Genomic DNA, 26,942 nt, shown 5'->3' on the forward strand with positions numbered 1-26,942 from the left:
CGATGTTTAAAAGTCGAGTGGTCTACACTCCAATTGAAAGAACACTATTTTGAGTTCAATGGGATCTCATCAATTAGTTCCGGATTAACATTCTTCACATTTCCCACCGATTTTGATACTGGATAAGAAATCATCTCTTCTGCAGGATATGGAGTTAACAAATCCAATAAAAGATCTTTGTCGGATGTCCCCTCATCAATCCAGATATTTAAATTCTCTTTGGTTAATATTACGGGCATTCTATCATGCACATCTTTAACAAGTGTGTTTGGTGTTGTGGTAATTATGGTACAACTTTGAATGATATCCCCGGTTGGTGATTTCCACTGGTCATACAATCCTGCAAAGCCATATACCTTTTTTGTTTCAATCTGAAAACGATAAGGCTGCTTATCAGATCCGATTTTCTTCCACTCATAAAAGCCGTCACTGGGAATAACTATTCGTTTATGAGCAATTAAATTTCTATATGCCGGTTTGGTTTGGAGAGTCTCTGCACGAGCATTAATCATGGAGAACCCAATTTTGATATCCTTTGCCCAAAACGGAACTAATCCCCATCTATACTCACTTAAGATACGCTTACCGTTTTCTTCGGTGATTCCAAGGATCTTTTGAGACGGAGCAATATTATATCTTGGCTTATAATCCACATTAATGGATTCATCTATTGCAAACTCATTCATGATATTTTCAATGTCTGTTGTTAATGTAAATCTCCCGCACATGCTCATAACCCCCATTTGATAACTGTTTGTTATTATCTGTTTACCCAAATATGAAGAAATTAAGAATGAAAAGTTAACCAGGTTCAAATGTAAAGGGAGGAGATGTAGTGGGTTAACTAGTTTAGAAAGTATTGATCGCATTACGACAGTGTTACGATAGCATTTTGCGAGTAAGAGCTGAAAAAGTCAATAAATATAAGGGGAAATTGGGTCAGGGGGTATATGAATCGGGAGGTGAGATCGTAAAAAGTGATATGGGATAAGAGAAAAATGGTGATTTGGAGGCGAAATAGGGGGAGGATGGAGAGAATACGTAAAAAAGTAAGGTGAAAAAGTGCTTAATTTATAAGGGGAAAATGGAGAAGGAACGATTGCATTTACGATTGCAGATTAGGTGAAAATGACGGAAATAAGTGGAAATGAAGGAGGGGGAGATGAAAATTTAAGTTGGGTGTGGAGATGGAAGTGCTGCCGGACTTTTTTGCATTTTTGCCATATTTTGGACTTTTAACTATCCCCCCACTCCCTTTATAGATGGTACATAAGATATATTGTATGCCATTTAGAGATAAGGAGGAGGTAAACCAATCCAGGACACCGGATTGAAAAGAAATGAAAGAAGTTTGAAAATTTTCACTCAAAAAGGGGATAGAAAAGCTCAATTTGGCTGCTCCTAGTCATATAGGAGGAGGGGGTATGCATATTCGTATAGTAACAGCGGAATTTTTGGCTTAGACTTATTATAGGTTGTATCTATCACATTATATCTATCCATAGATCACATCTATATCATTACACTGACTTACACTATCGTTCCATTCACTCATACTCGCATATTATCGTTTATCTATAGTTTATATCTATATAATAATCCAACTCTATAGACAACATCTATAATGTAATATTCAATCACACCATACCTAATCTCTAATCTTAATTATAAATAAATATAAATATAGTATTTAAATTTCAAATCATCCATGTTATAATTAAATAGTGTATATTCATCTCACATTTCATAATATCCAAATATAAGGAGGAGTTAAATGATAGTTCACCCAGCATTCAATAATGACAATCCATTGTATTCATGCAAGGTTACCGAGCTTCTTTCTAACCGAGATAACATACAGGGAGGAGGAGTTTATCAGATTAGAAACGTATCAAACAATAAAGTATACATAGGTAGCACCAAGAATTTTTATGATCGATTTAAGCAACACTATTATAGTTTAATCAACAACGCTAATGTATCTAAGCTTCAGAATGATTGGAATAGCCATGGTATTGATAAGCCTTTTACTTTTGATATACTTAAAGTTGTGAGTGACAATACTGATAGGGAAATGCTTTACAACCTGGAACAAGTATATTTAAATGAACATCGACCATTTGAATGTGGTTATAACACAATTAAGGAATCAGAAAGTACTGTCAAATATAAAAGCAGTAATAAAAGATTGAACAATATTAAGATGACTAAAGAACTTGAAATAGCCAGATATGAATGTCTTGAATACTTAAAGGATAATGCCAATAAACTTGTTGAAGCTGTATTTCAATATGAAGAAAAGAAGATGACTCCATTTGTTTATGATAAGTTGATTAAACTATACACCATCTTTCCATGTTTCTATCGTGCTGTATTAGATTATGTTGTACCACAATTCCCAGACATGGAATGCAAACTAAAAATTATTGCATGGACAATTTATCTAAGAGATGACAATTGGCCACAGTTTAGAATAAGAGGGCAGGATAATAATCAAGACTTCATACGCTATGATATATCTTATGATCAATTAATTGAACTCCAACAGACATTAAACTTAGCTTATTATGATATTTTCAAACTCATATTCACGAACCAAGTTAGTTTCAACAAAATATCTATTGTTGAGAATAAGCGCAAAAGAAAAGGATCTAAACGATCAGCAGCATCAACAAAGAAAAGAATGTTGAAAATAAAATAAATATATATGTTATATATAAGGAGAAATTAAATGATCGACACATCAAAACTTTATAGTGGTCAACTTTTCAAGAACTATAAAGAATTATGTATGTTTCTTGATGAGCCAATCAAGACAGCAGGAACCAAGTTAAAGCAGCTTGATGAGTTATCTAAGCATTGTTTATTTAATATTGCTAACAACAAAGAAATATATATTCATCTGGTGTATGATGAGCCATTAGAACTCTCTCATACTAAATTTATTCTGAACAGGTTGGAACGTTATGTAATTGAGCATTACTTTATGTATGATAATGAAGATAGAGTATTTATTCCTTTCGATAATATTAAAAGGATTACTCTGGATATAATCGAGGATCTGCAGAATTGTCTTTCTAAGTCTTATGACATTGATATGAACATCGTTACACAATGCTTTAATGTTGATGATAATTCATTGCATAAATACATTGAGAAAATACTCAAGAAGCTAAATGGTCAATGTATAATCTATTGGACACCCCAAAATAAGACCAGCACAGAGTATAGTATTATAGTTAACACATATTACTTTCAAAAGCAGATAATTAAAGAAGACATACTTAAACTGAACCTTTCGAAATATAAAATAAATATAGATGAATACAATGAAAATGTGCAAGGTATATACGCTATTTTTAATAAAGCTACAGGTAAAATTTATATCGGAAGTTCAATTAATATACATAAGAGGATAGCACAACATATTGTTTTACTAAGCACCAATGGCCACTGTAATTCAGAATTGCAAAAAGATTACGCTAATTGTTCAACGGATTTTGAATTCATACTTATAGAGGAAGTTAACCACATTCCCGATTTGCCAAGTAACGAATCAAGTTGGATAAATATATTTGGTGGTCGCTTCAGCCAGAATGTCTACAATCGATCTAATCCAACGAAGGAAGAAGGAGTAATAAAGGTAAGAAATGAAATTTATAGGAGGAGAACATATCAATAAAAGTTAAGTGTATAATTGACTAAATGATAAACAACATAATACAATCCATCTAAAAAGGAGCAGGAGAACATGAGCCTTACAAAATGTGTTGAATGTGGATCTAATGAGTTTAAACCAATTGAATACACAATGGAGCACCAGGAGAACGATAAAACGTTAGTTATCGAAAATATCCCAGCTGTACAATGCAATAACTGTAATGAAATCTATATCACTGCAGAAGGTAGCAAATACATTGATAAACAATTAGCAATATTCAGAAATGAAGGATTTGAAAATGCTGCCAAAGAGGTAATCAAGAATAAAGGTATTACTCAGGAACAATTAGGGAACGCCTTAAACGTCACTAAGCAACGTGCTAATCAAATTTTGTCTGATGGTAATCTAGATGCACAAACAATGATCAAAGTATCTAAAGCAGTCAATGAACCGGTAGAGGTATTGTTTAAGTTCAGAAGGATTACCCAGAAGAATGATAAATATTACATTGTATAACCGCTAAAACAGGCGGTTATTTTTTTATAAAACATTCGAATAAAGTAAAGTAATTGCTTGACTTTATTAATAAAATAATTATAATAATATATATAAGGAATAAACAAAAGGAGATGTTAATAAATGAACTTCAATCAACTTTCCCAAATGGAACAAATGGATTATCTGTCTGAGCTTCTGGCAAATGAAATCTTTAATCTTGGTGAACTGCCGTACCATAAATTATTACTTGGTCAGCAATTGACGGTTAAGAAAGGTTTTCATGAATCCCTGAAAGCTGAAAACATTCAAATTACAGACGTTCTTATCAAAGTAGTAGAGGAGGAGTTTGCAGGTTCTCCGATGGCTTCATTCCTTCGTGAGTATGGGTATTCCATTACTCAATCCAGTGAATTTACCGAAGTTGTGGAGCAGCTCACACCAGAACGTAAAGTTACACTTATCAAGTTTTCGGAGTTTGGTTTCCCTGTGTTTATTAATACAGTTATTAACAGTGTAGAGGTTAAACCTTACGCACAATATAATGAGTCTTTGCGTATCATCCACAAACCTAAAAAGAAACGGTCTTTGTGGCAAAATATCATTCTGCCTAAAGATGAACTACTTGTGTATGATGGTTGGTTAAATGTTGATCTGGATATCATCACTAAAGAAACCATAAAGGAAAATGAATCAGTAAAAGTGACTCAATCTAAATATTCCAGTTTTGACCGTACTTTTATTGCTGATATTGTTTCTGCACTTGGTCAACCTATTGCAAAAGTTAATTGATTCAATCAATAAAACAACTATATACATAATATGAATTACGTGCTATAATTAAGTATATTCAAAAAACGGATAATACATAGGAGGTTGTTAAAATGTGGTACGGTGACAAAAGAGAAGCTAAGGTAAATATCATGGGTAAATTAGTTGATGCAGGTTGGAAAGTATTTGGTTATTCTCCTGATCAATCAGACAGCATGACTGATTATTATGATCCTGCGTCCTGGTCTGGTGTAGCTACTAAGAATGGCTATGTATTGTTGATCGATATTTATAGTTTACATGATTCTGGTCGTGAAGTTCGCAAATACAACTATAACAATAAAACATATGTTTCCAATGCACGTATTGAAAAACTGAAAGCCATGATGAATGATCCAGCATCCACAGAAAACGAAAAAGCATCTTGTGCAACTTTGATTGAGAAGGAAATCGAAAAATCTAATGTTGAACCAACTTATACGGTAGTGGAAACCTATCCAACATTTATGTACGCTAATCCAAGGGGGACAACTTGGCACATTGAAAAAGACGGTCAAATTATCGCAAAAGGTAAAGGCGTATTCTCCACAAATACATATGATTGGGAAAACAAAGAGTTAAACAGCACACAGCAAAAGGAAATTAAAATCAATGCATTTGTTGAACGTATCGAAAAGGTATTGAAGGATTCCGATGCATTGCAAGCTCATGTAATTAAGGTTCCAGTTAAGACAATTAAAGCAGTTGAAAAAGATGTCACTTCTATTACTGATGCAGATATCAAAGAAGGCTTTACATTTGTAATGAAAGTAGCCTATACACACGGAAATGGTAAGGGCACGAAATATTCTTTAGTTTATAAAGATGAACAATATAATAAATATCATACCTTCGCTAAACTTGGAAAAACAAACAAACCTTCTAAAAGTATTGATAAATCTTGGAGTTTGTCCGTAGAGCGCATTAATGAATTACTGGGTAAAGGTCATATTGCTATTATCGAATTTGTTGAAGTTACAGAATACCAAGAAAAGACAGTATTTAAAAAAACATCTCGCAAACAAACAGTTTCTAATGCTCCAGCAATCGAAACAACGGAAGAAGTAAAAGAAACAGTAAACAACACAGAAGAAAACGAAGTTGCAGAACCGGCGACATCTAGACAGTTATGGGCATTACATTGTGCAACTAAACTTGATACTAGAGAATTGAAAATTAGTAAAACAAAAGCCTCCGAACTGATTACTAAATCAAAGGCAGGACATAGCATCATTGAGGAAGTAAAAGTCTACATGAACACTAATGAAACGGTAGCACCTAACGAAGCAAAATCAAATAACGAAGAAGCTCAAACAGAAGCAAAAGAAGAGCAAAGCCAAGTGAAGTACATTTCTAAAATTAATAAGCAATTTGAAACAGTACAAAAGAAACTAGATTCTATTTCTGGCGAATATCTAACCAACACTTGGAAACGTCAAAATGAAGAAGCTTCTAGAGACGAAAAGAGGGAACAATACCGTTTTGATATTTCTTTGTTAAATCTGTTCAAAGAAAAGGCATCTAATAATGAAATGTCGTCTTTTGAAATAGCTTTACTAAATGGTGCTTTCCGCGAAGATATTAGAAGTAAATACAATTCAAAAATGAAACATAATTATGATATTAAATACCCAGAAATTGATCCTAAGTTAGACCTAAGTGGATGGTGGAATGTTGAAGTTCCTAAACGTCAAAAGCGATATAATAAAGCTAATATATACAATACAGAACAACTGATCGAAGCAGTAAACCAATATGGAGAACTAGTAAAAGCAATCGAAACACCTGTAAATCCTGTTCAGCAGCAAATTAAAAAGCTTGAGAATGATGTTAAATTAAGTAAAATACCTGGATACTTCCCAACTCCAAAAACAATTGTTCAATATATGATCGAGATGGCAGATATACAAGACGGTGAGACTATTTTAGAGCCGTCGGCAGGGAATGGAAACATTTTAGATGGGATAACACAATACACAATGGAAGAGGGTTTAGGCGTAAATCTAGAGGCTTTAGAATGGAATTATAGACTGTCCGAGATACTGGAACTAAAACAATATAAGATTGTGGGTAATGATTTCACAGAATTCGAACCAAATAATCTTTATGACAAGATTATTATGAATCCACCTTTTGAGAAAAACCAAGATGTTGAACACGTATTAAAGGCTTATGAGTGTTTGAAAGATGGAGGTAAAATAGTTGCTATCATGTCTCCACATTGGACCTTTGCAAGCGATTCTAAAAGCGTTCAGTTCCGTGAATGGCTCAGTGATAAGGGGACAACCGAAAAGCTTCCAGAGGGGTCATTTAAAGAGTCTGGGACGGGAGTAAATACTGTTTTAGTGGTCATTGATAAGCCATACAATAATACAAGTGAGCAATTAGCGGGTTAAAATAAAAGTAAAACGAACACTTGACTTTTTCTTATAAAGTAAATATAATGATAATATAAAGTTTATTCATTGGAGGCGGTAGAGATGACGGGTGAAAATTTTAAAGGTTTGAACCGTAAAAACTCAGCAATCGAAAAATTAAAAGAGGAATTACAAAGTGCAAAAGAATCCTTTACTAAGTATGCAAAAAATGCTGATGAAGAAAGTTGGTCTTTTATTACACTGAATAAACTAGAAAATGAAATTATGGAGTTAGAATATGAATTGGATTGTGCTATTTATGAAGACAATCGAAGAAGAAACTGGAAGTGACCGGGTCATTGTTAGATAGATAACATAATGAAATGCGAATTTTATAAGGAGTTGAATACCCATGAATTTTAAACCGTTATCTATTTACCTGATCGACTATGGAACGCATACCAAACTTGCTACATTTAGGATCAAACAAAAGAACTTAAATCATTTCTTTGATGTTGATGGAGAGTTTTCATTATCGGACGAATTCCTTAAAAGAGGAGTTATTGTAGTGACAGAGCTTGAAGAAGATGAGGAAGGCATATTCTAAAAGTAGGCAGCGAAAATATTTAAAAAGTAAAATAAATACTTGACTTAAACCAATAAAACAAATATAATAATAATATAAAGTAAATAAGTAATTGAAATACTCATTTTATAAGGAGTTGAATGAGATGAAAGTTTCTCAATCCAAAGTATTGCACAAAGAAGGCTCTGTAAGAACTAGAGTAGTATATCAAAATAAGAAAGGCTACTACTGTACCGTTGAAGCAAAACGAATATATTTAATAAAAGAAGACGGAATAGTTAATGAGGGGATTTCAAAAGGGATACAATATGAATTCAAGGAAAATAGCTTATAAAAGAGTGATTTTATAGTGATATGAAAAATTAAAAATTGGAGGAATTTAATATGAACACCGATTCCGTTAAAGCGAGAAGTTTATTAAAAACAGCAAAGCAAGATATCTTAAAAATGTATGGATGGACAGCAAAAGATTATTCTGCACGTATTTCAGAAACCAAACAAGGGTTGAAGTTGAATATTAAGTTATTAGTTCCCAGAAAGGGATTTAAAACAATCTGTGATTTTTTGATTGATAAAGTAGGCACAAGACACAGCCATGTAGATGTTATGCATAAGTCAGTTTTATCACAGGTTGAGTCTATAATTGAACAGGAAGTTGAAAAGGGCATTGATTATGGTTCAATCTCCAGTATGGACTGGATAGTATATTCAACAGAGGGTTCTAGAAAAGTACAGAACTCGACAATTAGATTTATGAATAGTTTATATGATTACTCAATAGCTTAATTAGTGAATAAAATTCTTGTTTCATTAAAATAAAAATAGGCAGGATAAGAATACTTATGATTGATTCAAAAATTATCATGATGATTCACAATGAAAAAGAGAGCATTAAGCAAAAGCAAAGGCAACTACTCATCAAATATGGATTCGGCAAGCATTCCAGAGATATTGATAAACAAATCACAGTGTCATTCTTTAGAATGGCAGAGGAGAGTCAAGAGGATTTAAACTCCTTCATTGATTTAGAAAAGGAATATGTTTGCTGTAACAGTAGGTTAGTTAGTTTGAGGATGAGTAAGCGTGAAGTATTAAATTCAAGGTAAAATGCTTATTTTACCAAACATCATTGCTCAAGCATCTAACGCTAACATATAATCAGAGTGGATAAATTAACTCTGGAGGCTCATAAACTCATGGTGTGGACTATATTAGGCATAATCTTAGGTGTTCTTTCAGTGTTATCATTAGTTTTAGGTATGATAAGTTTATTTAATAAAGAGGATTATTCCTTTACTGGAAGTCGAAGTTATAATAATATGAGTCCATTTATGATGACCATTGTTTATGGAATATTGGCCTATATTATGTTTACGGTGAAATAAGAAGTAAATAAATTCTTTAAAAGTAAAAATACATTGGAGGATAAGTAATGAATATCGATCAAAAACAAATTGAAAAGATGTGGCAGGAGCTCAAAGAGGTTTCTTTTGATGAAGATTACGAAAATCAAGCCTTATACCTTGCTGAAGATTGGAAGCACTTTAAAGAGGGAACATACCAGGAGGAAATACTGCAATGGTTTGACGAAAACTATAGTAAGGGTGCTTCAGTTTTCAACCATTAAACGATATGGGAGGGTTACAAATGAATCCACTCTTTAAAAAGGTAATCAAGATTTTAAAAGCGCACGATATTGAGTTTACTGTCGAAGGCAGTACGATCCTAACGGCTCTTTGCTCTATAGAAATCGGTATGAATGAAGTCAAAGTAAATGACAAACCGGTTAATATAGACGGTTTATGGATCACTATAGCAGCCATTGAGGGGAGGTAGGCGGAAGGGTAGCAGAGAGGTCAAGGCCTCAAAAAAACGGCCAGAAACAATTCATACATCCACGATTTTTCTGAATGAAGGGTTACTTTTATCATCTCTCAAAAATGCGAAATTACATATAATAGCGAGCATATTTTGTTTGGGGGATATTTTACATAACAGCCAGCACTTTTTCTTTGACCGAAAGTTTTAATTGAGAGGCGGGAACGAGATGAACAAATTTATTAAGCGATTCACCTTTGAAAGTGTTGTATTATACTCGCTTTGTGCAGTCCCTTGGATGGTCTCTATTGTTAAAGCAGTTAATTAAATTAACATACATAAAATAGTTAATATGAATAGAGGAGGGCTCATGCACAAAGTGACGTTGACCAACGCCGAAATAGCCGAATACACTAAGAACCGCCAGGCAATCCGGGACAGTCGAACGCGGTTTGAGGTACGATATCATACCGAAATGTGTCTCGGTATTTTGCAGCGTGGCCGAAACCGGTACATAGATAGTTTGGAACATGAGATTACGGAATCAAGTAGCGATGATATTTAAATAAAGCAACGATTTTACAGAGAAATGGGGCGAAGATCCGTGGACAAATATGTGATTAAAACGAATCAAGGTTACGTAAAAAATATATTAAAAAGTAAAATCCTTTATACCGATGACTTGTCACACGCCAAACTTTATCACTCTTCATATAAGTGCATAGTTTCAATGGCGAATTACAAGTCGTTATTTAAACAGACGTGTCCTTCGATACTAAAAATTAAAATGAATATCGAAGCATTTGAGTGGGTAGAAAGTCGATATTTAGTTCAATATCAGTAATTAATTTTAAATATAAATATAGGGAGATATGATAATGACAAAACAGGTTTCTATGGAGTTCAGCGGAAATGAATTGATTTTAATTGAAAGCAGAACGATGCGCGATGAGTATGTGTTCAAAGACACCGTTATGGATAAAGTAAAAATTGTTCCACTAATTCCCCATTCAACGGAACTGACAATTCAAATGGCTGCTTCTTATTATGAAGTTGGTGGAGATGCAGTTGAGTCTATTATTAGAAGAAATCGTGAAGAATTTAATGAATATGGAGAAGTAAGACTATTAAAAGGGAAAACTCTTAAAGAGTTTCGTGACCGTCAGCCTGACGGAAGCGAAATTATCAGCTCTAACACAAGAAGCTTAACCCTTATTACTCGTCGTGGTTTGTTGCGTATTGGGATGCTTCTTACTCAATCAGAAGTAGCTAAATCAATCCGTAACTATCTGCTGAATGTTGAAGAACTAGCACCAGACGAAGTTAGACAATGGGCTGTTGAACGCGAAATTTCGAAGCGTGAACGTAGGCTGTTAACAGATTCAATTCAAGAGTTCTATATTGCTACTTCGAGTATGGATGACAAATTTAAATATGCCAACTTCACAAATTTGGTTTATAAAGTTCTATGGGATACAGACGCCAAATCACTCAAAGATATGTATGGTATAGAAAAGAATGAATTACTAAGAGATGCATTTAGTACAGAGGATCTAAGAAAAGTCGTCAGTGTAGAGAGGGCTATTGCAGGGATGTTAAATGTTGACTTTAAGTATGATGAAATTAAAGATAGATTAATGAGTAATCGTTCAAGATTTCAATAAAATGCTTTTAAATAAAAATAAGTATTAATTAATTCGCTATTGCATATGTTGTTTTATAACTGCATTGCCTGGGAAAAAGGAGGCTTTTTATGAAGAAGCTCATGTTTCTTATCAGTGCCTTTCTGATATTTAGTGTTCTAACGGGCTGTAGCAATACTGATCCGGTAGCAGAGGAATTAATATCTTATATTAACGAACAAATGACTCCTCTGGGAAAAGAGGAACAAGAGTTGCTTAATGCTTACGAAAGCGTAACAGGAGAAAATTATAAAGATGACGAAACAACTCACAAAGTTTTGGTGGAAGAAGTAATACCTGGTTACAACGAGTACATTGGGAAAATAGAAGCGATCAAGATTGAATCAAAAGAGTTAAGAGAGGTACATGAAATTTATATAGATGGATTAAATCTTCAAATCTCGGCCATAACGTCAATCGCTATCGCCTTAGAACAGCAGGATGGAGAGGCTATTGTTGAAGCGAATGAGAAGCTTTCAGAGGCTAGGAAGATGATGAGAGAATTTCAGACTAAATTAAAGGAACTAACTAAAGAACACAAAATAAAAATCGAAAATAACAAAAATAACTCCTAGTTCTTCAAGGGGTTATTTTTTATACACCTTGTTTTTATAAAAGTTTATTATCAAAGAGTAGTTATAAGCTGCTCTTTTTGTTTCATTGAAAAAATAAATTTCATTTGAATATTTAAATTGTATAATTAAAATTGAAATAAATAAATTAACACAAAGGATTTGGTAGCTTGAAGACTATTAACTTTTTTCATCCAAGTACAAAAATACCCATGATTGCCGAATGGGACGAAGACGGAAAAACGGTAATGTTCAATTATGACAACTTTGAACAAGCCAGGAAAGACTTCGACTCAAAGGCGATCGAAGAAACGAGAGAATGGTGTATTCAAAGCGCGATAAATTGTTACAGCATTGAACAAGCTAATGACCATCTGGCTCATCTGAAAATCATCTCAACATTTAATTAGACCCAAATAAGGAACCTTAAATATAGGGGTTCCTTTTTATAAAATAAATATATACATACAATAAATTGTGTGATATAATTTAACTAACAAATCAAAGAGGTGAAGAAAATGTATAAGGTAAAGGTTATGGAAAAAGTTCTGGGCAAACTTGTTTTGAATACATATACTTTTTCTAGAGAAGATCAGATGCTAATGTTCAAGCAAATGTGTGAAGAGGACGGAGTATTAGTTTTCATCCAAAAGGCAGCTTAAGGTATATCTAAGGAGATGGAGTTAATGATTACAACTGAGTCAATTTTTTCAAAGTTAAGTGATGATGATCTTCGTAAAGCTTTTGCGGAATATGAAAACTGGAGAGAAACAGGGGTTCTACAGGAAGGAATAATCCGTAGAGCACATGAAGAACTTCAAGAAGTAAATGGATATTCGATTATGATTCATTCTCTAACTGAACCACTGTTGTACGTGATTATCAAAAGACTGATAAAATGATCCTTTTATTCAAATAAATTAGATAAGGAATGATACTATGTTGAGCAGAATTAATAGATTTGATGAAAAGGTGAAGCTAGAAAACACATATAAAGTAAAAAACGATCATTATATTGTTGAGATAGAAATTAAAGAATTTGCAAATATCTTTGGTATTGATGTTGTCTATACAGAGCGCAACCTGCAAGAAGACGAAAGTCCACCACAACTTACAGTCAATATTAACTTTAACAAAAAGTACACTTCTTATAATCCGTTTATTAAAATGCTTGAGGTCAGTGGAAGTTATTTGTTCGTCGATGGTATTTTGAAATTCGAACGGTTTCCACAACTTAAAGAATCCAAAGTGCTGATGTTCATTACTACTATTGATCATTTGGAAGCAGAGAATTTAAAGAAACCAGTAAGAAAATAAAATGAATATTTCATAAGGAGGAGGATTGTAATGAAATTTAAGGATATCAAACCATACATACAGTGCAATAACTATTCTGTTGATGTTTCTTTGAGATATCTTGAAAGCACCATAGATGAGTATATTGAAGAGATGGGTTTGGAATTAGATCCAGACTTTCAAAGAGGCCATGTTTGGACGGAACAACAACAAGAGCTTTATATAGAACATTTGTTGCGCGAGGGTGTCTCAGGGTTAGACATTTACTTCAATCATACTAAATGGCAAGGAACAGAGGGAAAGGGGGATGGATGGTTCGTGTGCGTTGATGGGCTACAACGTCTTACGGCATGCCTTGGATTCCTTAGAAATCAAATTAAAGCATTTGGTCACTTTTACGAAGACTTTGAAGATAAGATTCCAATGATGATACGCTTGAGTTTTCATGTTAATAACCTTCAAACTCGTAAAGAAGTACTTGAATGGTACTTACAGATGAATAGTGGCGGCACTGTTCACAGTCAAGATGAGTTGGATCGAGTTACGGGATTATTGGCAGCTGAGTCTTGATAAAAAGATTATTTTATGAAGAGATGAGAATTATATGAAACTCATATCTAAGCAATTGGTTAAGATCGAGGAATACGCATACGATACACAGGAAGAATGTAATGAACATGCTAAGAAGATGATTCACGATGGCTTTGAGATAAGAATTAAATATCATGATGTGTATCAATATTACAGAGAGTACGCTAAGTGCAGCTGATATAAGGTTCTTTCATAAGGAGATGATTATGTGAAGAAAGTGAAAATCAACATTGAGAACGTGGACTTTGGTGGTATTTCAAAAGATATTGAGAGAAAAATTAGAAAAACTCCAGAGAAGATATATGATGTCGTAAAGGTTGAAACTGCTACATATCCAATAACGTTGGAAGGTATTATGTATAGATTTAAACAGAGTGAATTGATCGTAATCGAGTAAAAAACTATTTTATAAGGAGATGAGAAAGATATGGCATTTCTGGAGGGTAAGAATGTTGCCCCACGATTAGCAGTTGAGTCAAAAAAGTTGGTTGGTAAGCGCGTAAGATATCTAAGATCTCAAGATATCGATAAATCAGGTCGAGGCCATTTCTTTCCACGTACAGGTATTGTTGAAAGCATATATGGTAGGAATATAATGCTGGATAATGGCATAGATATCCATTTCAGCGATATTGTTGAGTTGGTTGTAATAAATGATGAAACAGAATGAAAGGATTCATTTACTGGGAGTTGAATTAGATGATAAAAAAGTATTTACCAGTATTTTTCGGAGTGTTTATGGGGCTATGCATTCTTGGATTAGCAATATGGTGGAGCGAAGGTATTAAATTGATAGCTAATAAATAAGCTAGTAATAGAAGTAATTTATTCGCTTAGGAGGTATTATAAATGTTGTACAAACTTCTAACAAGAATGTTGGCCAATAAGTTGAATTTATGGGTATCCACTTCCCATGGAATATTTATTGCTGATGTTCGTGGACATTCTTTTTCAAAAGAGTTCAGAAACTGGAAAGAGGCTCACCGATTTTTAAAAACAATGTACAAACTCTAAAATAGGCTTCTTTGTAAAATAAATATAAATAAAATTATAATAATGGAGGAATTCAAATGGATACATACGATATCGTTGTGAATAAACAAGTGGTGGAAAGCATCCCTCAGCAAGGACGCTGCAGAGAGGCTATGAGCTTCATTATTATGGACAGGGTGTACAAGCTTACAAGCGAATTCAAAACGTATGTAGAGGTCTACAGCCGCAAAACAGGAGGGGTTTACCGATATGTTTAGGGGAGGCAAATAGATTAAAGGAAAACTGTATGTTCGAACTCCTGGCTCTAATTGGGTGGAATTAAAATTATTAATTAGGAGGGAGTGAGGGAGTATTAAAGCCATTAGCGACCTACAAAAACAGCGTGATACCCTAGCAATGTTGTATAATTTAAATTTACAGTCAACAACTGAATTAGAGTTAGAAGTCATAAAAAATGAAATTAATGATTTAGACAGAATGATCTCAAAATATCTGTTGAAAATGATAGATAATACTGTTCTTGACTTACCTAGTATTGTAAGATATTAATAACTCGGTTAGATAACGATATGTATTAACACCAATTGAAAATTAAACCGATATAGGCGATCTAAGCTCTTAGGTCGTCTATATTTTACAACTTAGGAGGAGCTGCAGATGGTGAAATCAAAGACTCCCAAAAGGCCGACAAGGGACGAATTTGTGTTAGAGGAGTTAGGTAATCAGCTTACAGAGGCTTATCAAGAGGAATCGCAAATTCAGCTTACTGTGTGGGCCTGGGAAGAGCCGGTAAGAGGACAGATTGATAAAATGGACTCCCGTACGGGGAAAGTGCACATCAAGAAGGATGGAATCATTACCAAGGTTCCGTTCATGGACATAATGGAAGTTAACTATCCAAGGGATTGATTGTTCAATAAAGGCTGCTATATCCTATATAAATGGAGGATGGATTATTAATATGAGCGAGTTTTATAAAAACCTTATGAGGGGACTTGGAGTGGGCTTTTCTATTTTAATAATTTTTATCCTCTTACTCCTTATTATGGAGTTTGTTTTTAGCAGTTCTTTATTCGATGATTTAACAACCTATTTATATAGATTGGCCTTAAAATAACTATTTATATGGAGGAATACGATGCTATTTTATAAAATACCAAATGACAGAGAACACGAATTTCATGGGGATGCCAGGTATTATTATGTCGTATCTTTTGACGTGCCTTCAAAGCAATATGAAGGAAAAATCATGGTTCCATCCGATGAAAAATTGGAAGAAGATGATATTTTTCAAGCGGCTCAGGACTATTTGATGGATCACTTTAAAAATGTCTTTGGAAAAGTCAAATTTGCCGCAGAAGTTAAAATACTAGAAGCATATGATAGGATGGCGGAGTGATTGCTCAGACTCAATTGTCTAGGCAATTTACTTGTTTTATTTTTAATATCAAAGGGGGACTAATATGATCTATTCTGAACAGTTAATCAATGAGATCAAAGATGTTCTTAAAAAAGATTTCAACTTGAAACAAGTGATTTTTAAGGAGCAACTTGGTGAGGATTTATACTTCGAAGCGCTGGGAATGGAACGAGGAAGCGAATACAGTTTTAGATATAAGCCACAGGCCAAAACTCTCTTCCATAAGTTAAATAATAATTGGTCTCAAATCAAGGGATATCAAATCGAATTAACCAATCAAATGTAGATTCCATTCGAAATTTATATATTAACTTTCATCGGGACGAAAATGAACCTGCCTTAAATGGCAGGTTTTTCTTTGTTTGTGAGACCTAATTTTTCAGCTCTTCTGATAATCTCAAGCAAATTTTTCATGTCCTCAGTAACGTCTGATGGCTTAGAATTAAGCTGCTGTTCGAGTTCAGCATTCCTGTTCTGCAGGTTAGCGATGGTTACTCTCATGCCTTCAAGTTGATCTTTGATTGCTTGTAACGAGTTAATTACCTGGTCTATATCGATCTCAGGCGCGTATGGTTTAACTGAGGGGATTGCGGCAGAGAGTTTGGGCTGTTTTATTCCTTGAGTTTGTTTTCTTTTTAATTTTGCTTCTTTAATCTGCCCTTCATATCGCTTACGTAAATTAGAATTCCATCTAAATCCACATGCTGCCGGTGTTCTGTTTGTTTTTTCAGCAACCAGATCAAAAGCATATAATTGTGTTTCACCCTTCTCAATACAGTTTAATACTGTTTCAGAGAGACAGATATCGTCTTCATAAGTCCATCCGTCTTGTCTTTTCATAAAGATACCTCCAATAAAATGTGCTATTAACATGTTTATCCAAAATGTCAATAGGTTATGCATTTATTTTCGTATACTATGAAAAAGGCTTGACAAGAACAAATGTTCCGTATTGTATAGGGGGTGTTTATTGGTTATAATAATAACATAAATATAATAATACAACTTAAAAAGACATATTATAGTGTTGAGAATAGTTTGATTAATTACAAAAACTAAATATAGGAGTTGTTAAATAAGATGGCTGTAGCAATTAATAATAAAGTACATAATGAAGCAGTAAAACAATTTGAAATTTGGCTTGCTGACCTTGGTGATGAATCTAAGGGATCTGTGCAAAGAGGTGTAAGACCAGTAATCATTATTTCGAATGACAAAAGTAATAAATTTGCACCAATAGTGATGGTATCACCGATAACAAGTAGTTCTACAAAAGCTAAGATTCCTACGCATGTTAGTTTAAAAGCAGATGAAGTTGGATTTATTCATGACAGTGTTATTTTGTTTGAGCAGCATCTAACAATTGATAAGAGCCAATTAATTCATAAGTTAGTTGACATGCCGGTTCGTTATGAAGATCAATTATTGAGAGCATTAGAAATTAGTACTACACGTATGTTCAGTAGATAGTTAACAAATATAAAATAAAACAAATAAATGTAAATAAATCGGAGGAATTTATCATGAAGATTTATTTATTGTAAGCTCCAGTGGAATCCGTCTGGAGCTTCTTGTCTTATTTATTTTTAAGAATCAATAAATCAGAAACATCTATCTCTAACTCATCGCAGATTAGTGCAATATTATTAAGTGGCAAATGCCTTGATTTGTTATTGCACATCTCAGATATAGTAGGGTGTCGGATGCCAGTCCTTTTCGCAAGTTCTCTAGCACTCATTCCCTTTTTGTCTAATATGTATTGAAGATTAATAAAGATATACGACATTTTCTTCCCCCAAATGAATACTAAAAACGGTTGACAATGTAAATTGAAAAGTCTATATTGATAATAGGTTGTTACGATTTGCGTAACAAAATTAAGGCATGACAAAAAGCTCCCCCTTATATGGTGGGAGCTTATTCCAGTTTATTCTAACAGATTCAATAAATCTTTTACAACATCTTTGCGGAGGCAGCTAGAATATGATAAATAATAAAAGGTATGTTCTTCAAAAATTTATTTCTTATGATGAAAAAGCTAAGTTAGAGACATGGATGATTACAACTATCAAAAGCGATAACTTGGATGCATTAATGAACTTTCTTTCTAATGGTTATCGTATCTTTGATACAGTTTCTAATAAAGAAGTGATAAGAAATTAATTAATTCAAGTGTATTTTATCTTGATTAAAGATCTAGTTTTTTTACTAAAATAACTAGATTTAAACACATTACTGTAATATTCTTATAAGTATAAATAAGTAGCAATAATAAGGTGATTTATGGAAAAAGATAGTAAGAATGATAAATTATATATTATGAAATACACTTTAAGCAGTGGGATTAGAGGTACAGTACCATTATCGACTAATAGTATTAATGACTGGTTGGAATGCTACAATTTAAATAAAGTCTTTATTACTAAGATTGGTACTGAGTACTTTGGACTAGATCCTAAATATGTAGCTGATTTCAAAGTACATAATGAGCAGCATGATAGTTTTAAGAATGATAGTAAACACTTTGATTCATTAAGTGAAGCATATAACATAGAGAAGATAATTATAAAAGTAGATTGTAAGTGTAACACTATATACAACACTGAATTATCGTATTACACAAGTAAGTGGTATTGTAGTAAGTGCAAAGAATCTGTATATCATGATAAAAACTATTCAGAAACTAAGAGTGACAAAAGAACTATTTTGTATTTTACAAACAAACATCAATCTGAACATGTGTGTAGTCTGAATGAACTGTAGAAGTATATTTACATTGTATATTTCGATTGTATTTTGCTATACTTATATATATGTACATAATAAGGGGTGAGCTATGACTTGAAAAAAGACCGCGAAGAACTTGAGGTTAACTTAAGGAATGTTATTGATGACAATAAACATAAGACAAAAATGCTTGCGAAAATAAATGACTTTCTTGATGAATATGGAATATTACCAGGCTTTATCAATGACATTGCAAGAAGTACCACATCACTTTCTAATTTAGAAACACACTTACTTATAGTGGTAACAGACGCTGTGTATCGAGTTACAGGTGATGGCAGGATTATCAGTCAGGATTACTTTTCTAAGTCTGAATTAGATAAATCTTTAGAGCTTACCAGACAGAAATCAAATAAAATGAATTTAGAATTACCAATTGAAATATCTAATGTTTTAAATGTAGATCAACTAACATATTTCACTAAAATTGATATAAAACTCTTAGTTGATATGTTTCACTCTAAATTGATAATTTACGATTATGAGACTCAAAGAAGTGCAAAATATCGTATGGGTAAAGATGGAGTAGTTCCAGTTCCTGATGTGAATAAGAAGAGTGTAGATGACATTGCTAAGCACATGTTAGAGGGCACTTATTTACCAGACATGTTGACTTTGAATGTCTATTCTGAAGAAGTTGAACCATTAAGTTATGACGAAAGAAATAAAATTCTCACAATCAATAAAGGATCAAGCATTTCTATTCTAGATGGATTCCATCGCCTACAGGGTGGAGTTAAGGCCTTAACTATAAACCCTAATCTGTGCTTAGAATTACTCTTATCGATAAGATCTTATGATACAGAGATAGCTAAGAAATACTTTGGGCAGATAAATACAATAAACGTTGTAAAGAAGGAGAGACTTAAAGAACTTAAGTCAGAAAACTGGTCTGTTGCTGTCGTAAGAGATCTTCAACAAAAGTCAGAATTAAAGGGTAATAAGATTGCTTCTGCTGCAAACATAAGTGAAATTGCTGGCCAACTAACGACATTTGATATTATGTCTTATGGAGTTGAACAGATTTTTTCTCCAGATAATTTCTTAGAATATAAAGAAGTAGCAAATTATCTTACTGAGTTTTTTGGATATTTAACTGGTCACTTCTATGATGAATTCATTTCCAATCCAAGCGCATATCGTAAAACATATGTTAATCATCCTCTGATGTTCTTAGGATATATTCAGATTGCAAAGAATTTTAAAGATCAGAACAAGGATTTAAGTGAAGTATCTCACATTAAATCCTCAATAAATTTTGATGATAAAGAGTTGATAAACATTTTGAATAGTAAGAGCGGAATAAACTCAAATAGAGTAAGAAATCAAATAATTAATTATTTTAAAAAGTGAATTGAAAGTGTGGGTGGGAATAGTGTCTAATGAAGTGTACAATGATTATTTATATAATGAAGAACAAAAGAAGAGATATCTTAAAGGATTGAATGAAAATACTTACACTACGTATCTAAGAGTATTAAAAAGGGCAAGTAAATTAGAAAAACGATTAGGTAAGGATCTTTATAACTTCAACATACATGAGATAGAAGACTTATTAAGTTATCTTGCTCCAAAGACACTCCAATCTGCACACGGTAGCGGCTCCATTATACAAAGTTATATAAGGTGGGCTATTAGTCAAGATTTGAGAGACGATAATTTAAATCCATTAGACGTTCTCGGAGGCTTAGATTTTTACGAACGGTTTGTTGATAAGACAAATAAACTTCTTATAACAGATGACGAATTGAAAGATATTGTAGGCGACTTAGATAATTATCAAGACATTGTGATTCCCATGGCTCTGTTTGAAGGAATAATGGGAAGGGAATACAGTGAATTATTAAATTTGACCTTAGAAGATATAAATCAAAGGGAACACACAGTGCTGCTTAAGAACGAATTAAAAAACGGTGAAATTGAAACAAGGACAATAAAAATAAGGGAAGAACTTACAAGATATTTGGTCAAAGCAGCTGAGCAGCAGATATACAGCCAGGACAATGGAAATAGTCGTGCTAAGAGTCCCAATGTTGAGCTAGTCGAAAGCCCCTTTATTATACGATCAGTAAAGAGAAGAGCAACTGTAAACGAGAAAGCTGATAAACACTTAGTCCTCAGAAGATTAAAGAACATAGGCATATGGAAAGGGCTTAAGCATCTAAGCGCAATTAATTTGCGAAATTCAGGTATGCTCTATATGGCTAGAAACCTGTTAAATGAAGTTGAGCCGTATAATTCGCTGGATCGTGATAAAATTATCACTATTTGCCAGCATTATAATATTGGAAAACAATCAAACGATAGCGAATTTTATGCTTATACAAGGTACACACAGGACTTCTTAAATGAAGAAACCATAAGGAAGGTATATGAGATAGAATAAGTTAAAAACTTATTCTATTTTTTTGTTTGAATGGTGTTGACAGTGGAACAATCCGATGGTATTATCAGTATATAAATTATTAATATATTTACTTTGAAAGGATGATCAAGGGTGAATGCATTGGTATACATATTATTTTCAATGTTAGATGGAATAGCGATTTTTACATTTTCATTTGGTTTTTTTCGATTGAAGATGATGGATTATTGGAAAGAGATAATAATAACAAATTTAGTAATATCGATTGGTACATTCTTCTATTCGGAAAACAACTTATTGTCAAACTTATCACCGTTTATTAACTTAATAATTTTTATAGCTGCTCTAATTTTTTTCTTTAGAATTTCATTTTTCTCAGCGTTTAGAGTAGCCGGTTGCGGATTCCTGGCCCAAACAGTTATTTTAGGATTAGTTCTATCCATTACTTGCTTGGTATTAAATATAAGCCTTAATGAAATTAAAGAGCATGATTACATAAAATATCCACTTCAAGTGATTGGTGATATTGGAACTGTATTGTTAAGCCTAGTGTTACGTAAAAAGAAAATCTGGATGACTAACTTACCTTATTCGTATTCATTTAAGTTTAAGCCAAGCCGTATAAATGTCTTGATTTTTATAGCAACTATAATAGCAGCATTGGTAATCAGTCGGGCTTCATCAATAAACAATATTTATCTTGGACTAATTTTTTGGATCATCTGCTTTGTTAATCTTTTATTCATGGAAATAAAGAAAGAAATGAGGGGAGAAATTGATTGACCTTTTTAGTGATAAACTAAGTAGTTATTTAAAAAATAAATACCCAGAAGAACTACCAGCCCTATCCATCGTCCGGTATTCCATTAAGTTTTTAATCTCTAATGTTTTACCAATCATAATCATCATCTTAAGTTCAATTCTATTTCAAATGACTAAAGAAGTGGTTATAGGTTTGCTTGGGTTTTGTATACTCCGAATGTTTTCTGGTGGGTATCATGTTAAATCAGCTGAGTTATGTATTTTGACATCAGTAACAGTAATTTATCTCATTGCGATAGTGGGACAACAAATAAATAGTTACATGATTGTTTTGGACCTGATTAGTATTATATTGGTTGGAATATATGCACCATCAAATATTAAAAAACAAACAAGAATTAAGGAAGAAAATTACCGTTATCTTAAACTGATGTCATTGATTATCGTAACGAGTAACATTTTTATACAAAGCAATATTCTCTCTGTAGCTTTTTTAATTCAATCAATAACGCTAATTAGAAATTTAAACTCTATGAAGGAGGTGAAAAGTGAATGACGAAGCTAAATAAGGTAGCACTAGTTCTTGGAACAATTTTTACAGCTATTGCAACAACAGTAGCAAGTACAGCGAGCTGGACAATTCTTGGCACTGAAGAAGTACCTAACGAATTGAAATAAACAAAACATTATAATAATGCTTGCGTCTATATATGTAAAATTAGACGCAAGCAAGGTATTATATATATAAGGGGGGGGATTAATAGTGTATAAAATTATTGTAGTGGGGAGAGAAGGAAAAAAAGTAAACGAAGATGCTGAATGGCTAGATATAGATGATGTTGTAGGAATACACTCAGAGATGGTGAAGTATGGAAAATCAATTGTTATATTTAAGACTATGGATAGCGAATACATAGGCGCACACGGTATTGAAATGACAATGAAATTATTTGAGGATCTTAAGGAATATAATTTTATTAGAGCAGACAGAGGTGTAATGGTTAATTTAAATAAGATTGAGTCAATTGATGAAAAGAACAAATTATTATTTTACAATAATAAAAAAGATTCTTTTACAGTGTCTAAAACAAGATGGAACGAAGTTAAGGATCGTTTCATAAAAATTAATTGTATTGCGGATTAATCATAAAAATCCGTACTTATTATAAATAAACATAATAATATAAAAATTAATCTAATCGGAAAAATTTAGATTGATTTTGCCTTTTGGCAATAGTATAATTAGGTACAAACATAAGTTCGCATAAATTATAAATTCGACAGAAGACGACAAAAATTTGATAAGATTACCAACTAACAAGCGATGTCAAGAAAAATTCATAGGGTACTTAATTTTATTGCCTATTTCTAGTAATATTCTATAATAAAGTTAGGACCCTATCCCCTAGACAATTTATTGAGGTGAGGCTTATCGCCAGGAACACCGCTGCCAAAGGAGAATGCAGGATGCTAGAGAGAGTAAAAAGGGCGTTGTGTATTGATGATGAAGCAATTAATCTGATGAAAACAATCGCTTTTCTCTGCGTGACAGCTCAGGAACAAGAGCAATTGATTGAAGAGTGCCAGGGCAAAGATTGTCAATACATTAATCGGTATCTAATAAAGCTTAGGAAAGAAAAAATCCTTAAGCTTGGCTATGATGATCAGCTTGATTTTTCAGAAGACTTTCAACGAAGCAAGATCTCCGCAATGGAGCGGTTATGTCAAGAGCCTTTGAACGAGTTTAAGTTGGCGAACCTTAAAAGCAATGATCCCGTGCATATATTTAATATACATAGACAGCGAGGACGATTCGTAAGATTCAACGAATTAGCTTTATACGCCTAATACATGCCGAGCGAAAGTTCGGCTCCCTTTTAACCTTAAAAGTAAAAATAAAAATAATAATTGACAATGTAATATCTGGTTGGTATAGTAAAGAAGTGGTTGATAAAAGAATAATTTCATCAAGAATATAAGCGAGTAAATGAGAGCATTAGCAAGTATTCTTGAGAATTAGCGAGGTAATCTATCTGGTTGATAGAGGCGTTCTTATACAGCGTTATAGGGTTGGGTTCGATTCCCCCACCTCGTACCATGCTCCTTTAGCTCAGAAGGACAGAGCAACGGTTTCCTAAACCGTAGGTCGTGAGTTCAAGTCTCTCAGGGAGCGTATTAAAATAACGTGCTCAGCACGATAACATATAGTTTCAGAAGCTTGATTCTGTAAAGGTGGTGATGTGAATCCAGAACCAGATGAGAAGTCCTCCCTTGTATAAAGTTCAGTCTCAGAATTAATATAAAACTAAAATACATATATAAGGGAGATATTAATTAATGGCAGATTACAAAATCAAAACTAACAAAACACATGGTGGTAAAGAGTTTAAAAGCAATTTTCGATTCATCGGTAAAGTAAGCCAGGTTAGCAAGAAAGATCCTGAAACAGATAGTTGGGAAAAACAACCGATCTACAAACAAAGCACAACTAGAACAGGTAAGCCGCGCCGTGTACTTCAATTTGAAGTTGAGACAGCTCTGAGCAACCGGCTACGGGTTGAGCTGGCGGGAATGGAGCAGCAATTCGCTTATCCATATAGCAGCAAACATAAGAAATCTCAGAAGGTTGCCTGGAACGATCGTAACGACAAAACAAAGTTTCCAGACGATACATATCATGCAATCGAAGTCGATTGGGACAAGGCAGAGCGGCTTGGTAAAGTAATCAAGGAAGATGATTGGGTAGAAGTTCGTGGTCAGTATCAGTTTGATACGTTTACTCCTGATGACAGCAACGAAGAAAAGGTGTTTGTTAAACGCATTATTAGCTCAGTAAGACCAATTCTAAATGGCGTAATTGTTAATGAGGATGGAACCACTCAAACTGTAAAACATGCTGGAGAAGAATTTGACTACATTACAGACTTCAACGATCCAAACTTCCGTGAGGTAAACTACTTTACAATGCAGATCGGTATCCGTAGTACATATCAGGAAGAAAGCGGAGATACAAAAGTGAACGGCACTTTCCTGGATTACGGTAAGGAACGCTCTGAGCCAAAAGACGTTGAGTTAATTGTCTATCAAAAAGAAGTTCCAGAAGGCAAGAAGTCCATGGCTGATGCGTTTGCTTCACTTAATACATATGATTTTATTGAAGTAACGGGACAAGACAATAATAGAGCAACATTCAGCTATGTAGATGTAGTCGAGGAATTGGCATCCGATGACCCATTTGCCGATGTGGATGAAACAGAAAAGGTAACACGTAAAGAGCGTGTAACAAACGGCGATAAGAAGGGGCTTGAAGTAATTAGTTATGTACAGGGAAGCTTGATGCGCGAGCTGCTTACAGAAGAAGAGTTTAGAAAAACAGCAGCAGTAACAACGGAAAATCCTTTTGCTTCAAATGATGATCCATTCAGTAATACAGATAACGATCCATTTGCTGTAGATGAATCTGACCCATTTGCTTGATAAGGTTTAGGTACTATAACGGTCTGTGCTTAAACAGAGTACAGACCTTAATATAAATATAATTTAAGGGAGAGATTTATTTAAATGAGTTGGAGAAAAACAACAGTAATCAAGAACGTTCCAAAGGTTGACTTGCAGGCTTACAATGTACTGATTGCCGGAGGATTCAAGGCAGGGAAAACAAGATTGTGGAAAGAAGTGATGGAGAAGTTTTATCCCAATGATCCAGATGCAGGCATCCTTCTGGCTTTTGAAGATGGGTTTTCTAGCTGGGAGCTTGAATCCGTAATTGATATGTACAATAAAGATTGGAAGTTCTTTAAAGATGTAGTAGTTAAAAACCTAGTGGAAGAAGCTGCAAATGGCAGAGTTTCAAAAGTGATCGGTATTGATACGGTTGATCGAATGTGGTCGATGGCAGAGGAATATATTATCGAAACCTATTCAAAAAAATATGGCAAGAAGTTCGCATCGCTTCAAGACATTACAGAAAGTGTTAAAGAACTGAATGGACACACACTTACAAAACAAGAAGTGTGGAATCAAATTGATACTCTTAAAAGAAGCGGCTACGGTTTCTTTTGGCTCTGTTGGGTGAAGGAACGCGAGACCGTAACAATCGATGATGTAAAATTTCAATCAATTGAACTTTCCATTAGTAAGTCTGGACGAGACATTTTCGAATCACAAGCACATCTAATTTGTACGCTCTTTAATGAGGTAACGGTAACAGATAAAGAAGGCAATGAACTCGAAGAAAACAAAAAATCAAAGAGCGGTAAAGAAATTGCTTCTAAATTCCATAAGAGTGAAGTGATGATGTACTTCCGTCCCTCTAACTATATTTCCATTGGTGGTGGTCGATTCACAGATCTCCCCGACAAAGTTGAATATAGTGCGGAAAATTTTATCAAGGTATTCGAAAATGCAGTTAAAGGCCAATTGAAGAATACAGATAAAACAGTTGAGGAACTTAAAGTATCTCAAACTCAAGAACGAGAAGAAAAAGCAAAAGAATTTGCAGAACAAGTGGAAGAGCAGCAAACTGTTGAAGATTTGATTGCACAAATTGATACAGAAACTAAACGCTTTGCTTCTAACGATCTGAAGGAACGAGTAGTACCAAAGTTCACAGAAATTTTCGGTTCTCCAAACTATCGCAAATCTGAAGATACCGAAAAACTCAAAGAAGCTTTGGAATTTATTAAATCAACAGCTTAATACATAGTTCTGATGAAAGACACTTTTTTTAAATAGCCTCACTTGCAAG

38 protein-coding genes and 2 tRNA genes are annotated in these 26,942 nt (G+C 33.6%); 37 read left to right on the forward strand and 3 right to left on the reverse strand.

The window, feature by feature from the left end; translation table 11 throughout:
* Positions 1 to 44 precede the first annotated feature (44 nt).
* Positions 45 to 728 (reverse strand): SOS response-associated peptidase, encoded by a 684-nt coding sequence (locus CJP46_RS02425; RefSeq protein WP_094594000.1) that lies wholly within the window; start codon positions 726 to 728, stop codon positions 45 to 47.
* Positions 729 to 1,774: 1,046 nt separating this feature from the next.
* Between CJP46_RS02425 and CJP46_RS02430 the strand changes: the two genes are divergently transcribed.
* The 24 genes from CJP46_RS02430 to CJP46_RS02555 all read left to right on the forward strand — a co-directional run bounded on the left by CJP46_RS02430 (position 1,775) and on the right by CJP46_RS02555 (position 16,567).
* The gene (locus tag CJP46_RS02430) at positions 1,775 to 2,701 is read left to right on the forward strand and encodes a GIY-YIG nuclease family protein (protein ID WP_094594001.1); all 927 of its coding nucleotides are present in this window, start codon (positions 1,775 to 1,777) and stop codon (positions 2,699 to 2,701) included.
* 30 nt (positions 2,702 to 2,731) lie between these two features.
* Entirely contained in the window at positions 2,732 to 3,682 is a 951-nt protein-coding gene (locus tag CJP46_RS02435) for a GIY-YIG nuclease family protein (RefSeq protein ID WP_094594002.1), read from the forward strand.
* 69 nt (positions 3,683 to 3,751) lie between these two features.
* On the forward strand, positions 3,752 to 4,177 hold the full coding sequence (locus CJP46_RS02440) for a YgiT-type zinc finger protein (RefSeq protein WP_094594003.1): 426 nt from the start codon (positions 3,752 to 3,754) through the stop codon (positions 4,175 to 4,177).
* 123 nt (positions 4,178 to 4,300) lie between these two features.
* A complete protein-coding gene (locus tag CJP46_RS02445; RefSeq protein WP_094594004.1) occupies positions 4,301 to 4,948 on the forward strand; it encodes a hypothetical protein in 648 nt (215 codons plus the stop codon).
* Between the two features lie 92 nt (positions 4,949 to 5,040).
* Positions 5,041 to 7,362, forward strand: a complete 2,322-nt coding sequence (locus CJP46_RS02450; protein WP_094594005.1) for a DNA methyltransferase family protein — start codon at positions 5,041 to 5,043, stop codon at positions 7,360 to 7,362.
* 84 nt (positions 7,363 to 7,446) lie between these two features.
* A complete protein-coding gene (locus CJP46_RS02455; protein WP_094594006.1) occupies positions 7,447 to 7,674 on the forward strand; it encodes a hypothetical protein in 228 nt (75 codons plus the stop codon).
* 61 nt (positions 7,675 to 7,735) lie between these two features.
* Complete coding sequence (locus CJP46_RS02460; protein WP_094594007.1) at positions 7,736 to 7,930, forward strand: hypothetical protein; 195 nt, start codon at positions 7,736 to 7,738, stop codon at positions 7,928 to 7,930.
* Positions 7,931 to 8,054: 124 nt separating this feature from the next.
* Positions 8,055 to 8,243, forward strand: coding sequence for a hypothetical protein (locus CJP46_RS02465; protein WP_094594008.1), 189 nt, complete (start codon positions 8,055 to 8,057; stop codon positions 8,241 to 8,243).
* A gap of 50 nt (positions 8,244 to 8,293) precedes the next feature.
* Positions 8,294 to 8,695 carry a hypothetical protein gene (locus CJP46_RS02470; RefSeq protein WP_094594009.1) on the forward strand — a complete coding sequence of 134 codons (402 nt, stop codon included), beginning with the start codon at positions 8,294 to 8,296 and terminating at the stop codon, positions 8,693 to 8,695.
* A gap of 56 nt (positions 8,696 to 8,751) precedes the next feature.
* The gene (locus tag CJP46_RS02475; RefSeq protein ID WP_094594010.1) at positions 8,752 to 9,015 is read left to right on the forward strand and encodes a hypothetical protein; all 264 of its coding nucleotides are present in this window, start codon (positions 8,752 to 8,754) and stop codon (positions 9,013 to 9,015) included.
* 326 nt (positions 9,016 to 9,341) lie between these two features.
* On the forward strand, positions 9,342 to 9,536 hold the full coding sequence (locus tag CJP46_RS02485; protein ID WP_094594012.1) for a hypothetical protein: 195 nt from the start codon (positions 9,342 to 9,344) through the stop codon (positions 9,534 to 9,536).
* A 20-nt stretch (positions 9,537 to 9,556) separates the two neighbouring features.
* A complete protein-coding gene (locus tag CJP46_RS02490; protein ID WP_094594013.1) occupies positions 9,557 to 9,745 on the forward strand; it encodes a hypothetical protein in 189 nt (62 codons plus the stop codon).
* Positions 9,746 to 10,605: 860 nt separating this feature from the next.
* Positions 10,606 to 11,391: a hypothetical protein gene (locus CJP46_RS02500; RefSeq protein ID WP_256992155.1), complete on the forward strand. Its 786-nt coding sequence runs from the start codon at positions 10,606 to 10,608 to the stop codon at positions 11,389 to 11,391.
* 89 nt (positions 11,392 to 11,480) lie between these two features.
* On the forward strand, positions 11,481 to 11,984 hold the full coding sequence (locus tag CJP46_RS02505; RefSeq protein WP_094594016.1) for a hypothetical protein: 504 nt from the start codon (positions 11,481 to 11,483) through the stop codon (positions 11,982 to 11,984).
* A 167-nt stretch (positions 11,985 to 12,151) separates the two neighbouring features.
* On the forward strand, positions 12,152 to 12,391 hold the full coding sequence (locus CJP46_RS02510; protein ID WP_094594017.1) for a hypothetical protein: 240 nt from the start codon (positions 12,152 to 12,154) through the stop codon (positions 12,389 to 12,391).
* Between the two features lie 276 nt (positions 12,392 to 12,667).
* Positions 12,668 to 12,883 carry a hypothetical protein gene (locus tag CJP46_RS02515; RefSeq protein WP_094594018.1) on the forward strand — a complete coding sequence of 72 codons (216 nt, stop codon included), beginning with the start codon at positions 12,668 to 12,670 and terminating at the stop codon, positions 12,881 to 12,883.
* 37 nt (positions 12,884 to 12,920) lie between these two features.
* The gene (locus tag CJP46_RS02520; protein ID WP_094594019.1) at positions 12,921 to 13,298 is read left to right on the forward strand and encodes a hypothetical protein; all 378 of its coding nucleotides are present in this window, start codon (positions 12,921 to 12,923) and stop codon (positions 13,296 to 13,298) included.
* Positions 13,299 to 13,328: 30 nt separating this feature from the next.
* Positions 13,329 to 13,847: a DUF262 domain-containing protein gene (locus CJP46_RS02525; protein WP_094594020.1), complete on the forward strand. Its 519-nt coding sequence runs from the start codon at positions 13,329 to 13,331 to the stop codon at positions 13,845 to 13,847.
* Between the two features lie 229 nt (positions 13,848 to 14,076).
* Complete coding sequence (locus CJP46_RS02530) at positions 14,077 to 14,265, forward strand: hypothetical protein (protein WP_094594021.1); 189 nt, start codon at positions 14,077 to 14,079, stop codon at positions 14,263 to 14,265.
* 30 nt (positions 14,266 to 14,295) lie between these two features.
* Positions 14,296 to 14,538 (forward strand): hypothetical protein, encoded by a 243-nt coding sequence (locus tag CJP46_RS02535; protein ID WP_094594022.1) that lies wholly within the window; start codon positions 14,296 to 14,298, stop codon positions 14,536 to 14,538.
* 400 nt (positions 14,539 to 14,938) lie between these two features.
* Positions 14,939 to 15,118, forward strand: coding sequence for a hypothetical protein (locus CJP46_RS02540; RefSeq protein WP_094594023.1), 180 nt, complete (start codon positions 14,939 to 14,941; stop codon positions 15,116 to 15,118).
* A gap of 400 nt (positions 15,119 to 15,518) precedes the next feature.
* Positions 15,519 to 15,770: a YolD-like family protein gene (locus tag CJP46_RS02545; RefSeq protein WP_094594024.1), complete on the forward strand. Its 252-nt coding sequence runs from the start codon at positions 15,519 to 15,521 to the stop codon at positions 15,768 to 15,770.
* Positions 15,771 to 15,999: 229 nt separating this feature from the next.
* The gene (locus CJP46_RS02550) at positions 16,000 to 16,260 is read left to right on the forward strand and encodes a hypothetical protein (RefSeq protein WP_094594025.1); all 261 of its coding nucleotides are present in this window, start codon (positions 16,000 to 16,002) and stop codon (positions 16,258 to 16,260) included.
* A gap of 64 nt (positions 16,261 to 16,324) precedes the next feature.
* The gene (locus CJP46_RS02555; RefSeq protein WP_094594026.1) at positions 16,325 to 16,567 is read left to right on the forward strand and encodes a hypothetical protein; all 243 of its coding nucleotides are present in this window, start codon (positions 16,325 to 16,327) and stop codon (positions 16,565 to 16,567) included.
* Between the two features lie 53 nt (positions 16,568 to 16,620).
* Here the strand turns inward: CJP46_RS02555 and CJP46_RS02560 are convergent, their stop codons facing one another.
* The gene (locus tag CJP46_RS02560) at positions 16,621 to 17,121 is read right to left on the reverse strand and encodes an RsfA family transcriptional regulator (protein ID WP_179280996.1); all 501 of its coding nucleotides are present in this window, start codon (positions 17,119 to 17,121) and stop codon (positions 16,621 to 16,623) included.
* A 240-nt stretch (positions 17,122 to 17,361) separates the two neighbouring features.
* On the opposite strand from CJP46_RS02560, the gene CJP46_RS02565 reads away from it, so the two are divergent.
* Positions 17,362 to 17,751 carry a type II toxin-antitoxin system PemK/MazF family toxin gene (locus CJP46_RS02565; RefSeq protein ID WP_094594028.1) on the forward strand — a complete coding sequence of 130 codons (390 nt, stop codon included), beginning with the start codon at positions 17,362 to 17,364 and terminating at the stop codon, positions 17,749 to 17,751.
* Positions 17,752 to 17,857: 106 nt separating this feature from the next.
* On the opposite strand, the gene CJP46_RS02570 is transcribed toward CJP46_RS02565, so the two are convergent.
* Positions 17,858 to 18,067: a helix-turn-helix domain-containing protein gene (locus CJP46_RS02570; protein ID WP_094594029.1), complete on the reverse strand. Its 210-nt coding sequence runs from the start codon at positions 18,065 to 18,067 to the stop codon at positions 17,858 to 17,860.
* A gap of 197 nt (positions 18,068 to 18,264) precedes the next feature.
* On the opposite strand from CJP46_RS02570, the gene CJP46_RS02575 reads away from it, so the two are divergent.
* The 12 genes from CJP46_RS02575 to CJP46_RS02630 all read left to right on the forward strand — a co-directional run bounded on the left by CJP46_RS02575 (position 18,265) and on the right by CJP46_RS02630 (position 26,893).
* Positions 18,265 to 18,444, forward strand: coding sequence for a hypothetical protein (locus CJP46_RS02575; protein ID WP_094594030.1), 180 nt, complete (start codon positions 18,265 to 18,267; stop codon positions 18,442 to 18,444).
* Positions 18,445 to 19,122: 678 nt separating this feature from the next.
* A complete protein-coding gene (locus CJP46_RS02585) occupies positions 19,123 to 20,421 on the forward strand; it encodes a DNA sulfur modification protein DndB (RefSeq protein WP_094594032.1) in 1,299 nt (432 codons plus the stop codon).
* Between the two features lie 22 nt (positions 20,422 to 20,443).
* Entirely contained in the window at positions 20,444 to 21,454 is a 1,011-nt protein-coding gene (locus CJP46_RS02590) for a tyrosine-type recombinase/integrase (RefSeq protein WP_094594033.1), read from the forward strand.
* A 111-nt stretch (positions 21,455 to 21,565) separates the two neighbouring features.
* Positions 21,566 to 22,216 carry a hypothetical protein gene (locus CJP46_RS02595; protein ID WP_094594034.1) on the forward strand — a complete coding sequence of 217 codons (651 nt, stop codon included), beginning with the start codon at positions 21,566 to 21,568 and terminating at the stop codon, positions 22,214 to 22,216.
* The gene (locus CJP46_RS02600; RefSeq protein WP_094594035.1) at positions 22,209 to 22,751 is read left to right on the forward strand and encodes an accessory gene regulator ArgB-like protein; all 543 of its coding nucleotides are present in this window, start codon (positions 22,209 to 22,211) and stop codon (positions 22,749 to 22,751) included. Before CJP46_RS02595 ends, CJP46_RS02600 begins: the two co-directional genes overlap by 8 nt.
* Entirely contained in the window at positions 22,748 to 22,873 is a 126-nt protein-coding gene (locus tag CJP46_RS02605) for a cyclic lactone autoinducer peptide (RefSeq protein ID WP_094594036.1), read from the forward strand. The genes CJP46_RS02600 and CJP46_RS02605 overlap by 4 nt, the downstream gene beginning before the upstream one ends.
* An 85-nt stretch (positions 22,874 to 22,958) precedes the next feature.
* Positions 22,959 to 23,339 carry a LytTR family transcriptional regulator DNA-binding domain-containing protein gene (locus CJP46_RS02610; RefSeq protein ID WP_094594037.1) on the forward strand — a complete coding sequence of 127 codons (381 nt, stop codon included), beginning with the start codon at positions 22,959 to 22,961 and terminating at the stop codon, positions 23,337 to 23,339.
* A 323-nt stretch (positions 23,340 to 23,662) separates the two neighbouring features.
* The gene (locus CJP46_RS02615) at positions 23,663 to 24,043 is read left to right on the forward strand and encodes a hypothetical protein (RefSeq protein WP_094594038.1); all 381 of its coding nucleotides are present in this window, start codon (positions 23,663 to 23,665) and stop codon (positions 24,041 to 24,043) included.
* Positions 24,044 to 24,214: 171 nt separating this feature from the next.
* A tRNA-Ile gene (locus CJP46_RS36395) sits at positions 24,215 to 24,293 on the forward strand.
* A 1-nt stretch (position 24,294) separates the two neighbouring features.
* Positions 24,295 to 24,368: transfer RNA gene (locus CJP46_RS02620), tRNA-Arg, on the forward strand.
* A 164-nt stretch (positions 24,369 to 24,532) separates the two neighbouring features.
* Positions 24,533 to 25,672, forward strand: a complete 1,140-nt coding sequence (locus CJP46_RS02625; RefSeq protein ID WP_094594039.1) for a hypothetical protein — start codon at positions 24,533 to 24,535, stop codon at positions 25,670 to 25,672.
* Between the two features lie 84 nt (positions 25,673 to 25,756).
* Positions 25,757 to 26,893, forward strand: a complete 1,137-nt coding sequence (locus tag CJP46_RS02630) for an AAA family ATPase (RefSeq protein WP_094594040.1) — start codon at positions 25,757 to 25,759, stop codon at positions 26,891 to 26,893.
* Positions 26,894 to 26,942 lie beyond the last annotated feature (49 nt).

Origin of the sequence: Paenibacillus sp. XY044 (assembly GCF_002257645.1) — a bacterium.
Classification (GTDB): Bacteria; Bacillota; Bacilli; order Paenibacillales; family Paenibacillaceae; genus Paenibacillus_AQ.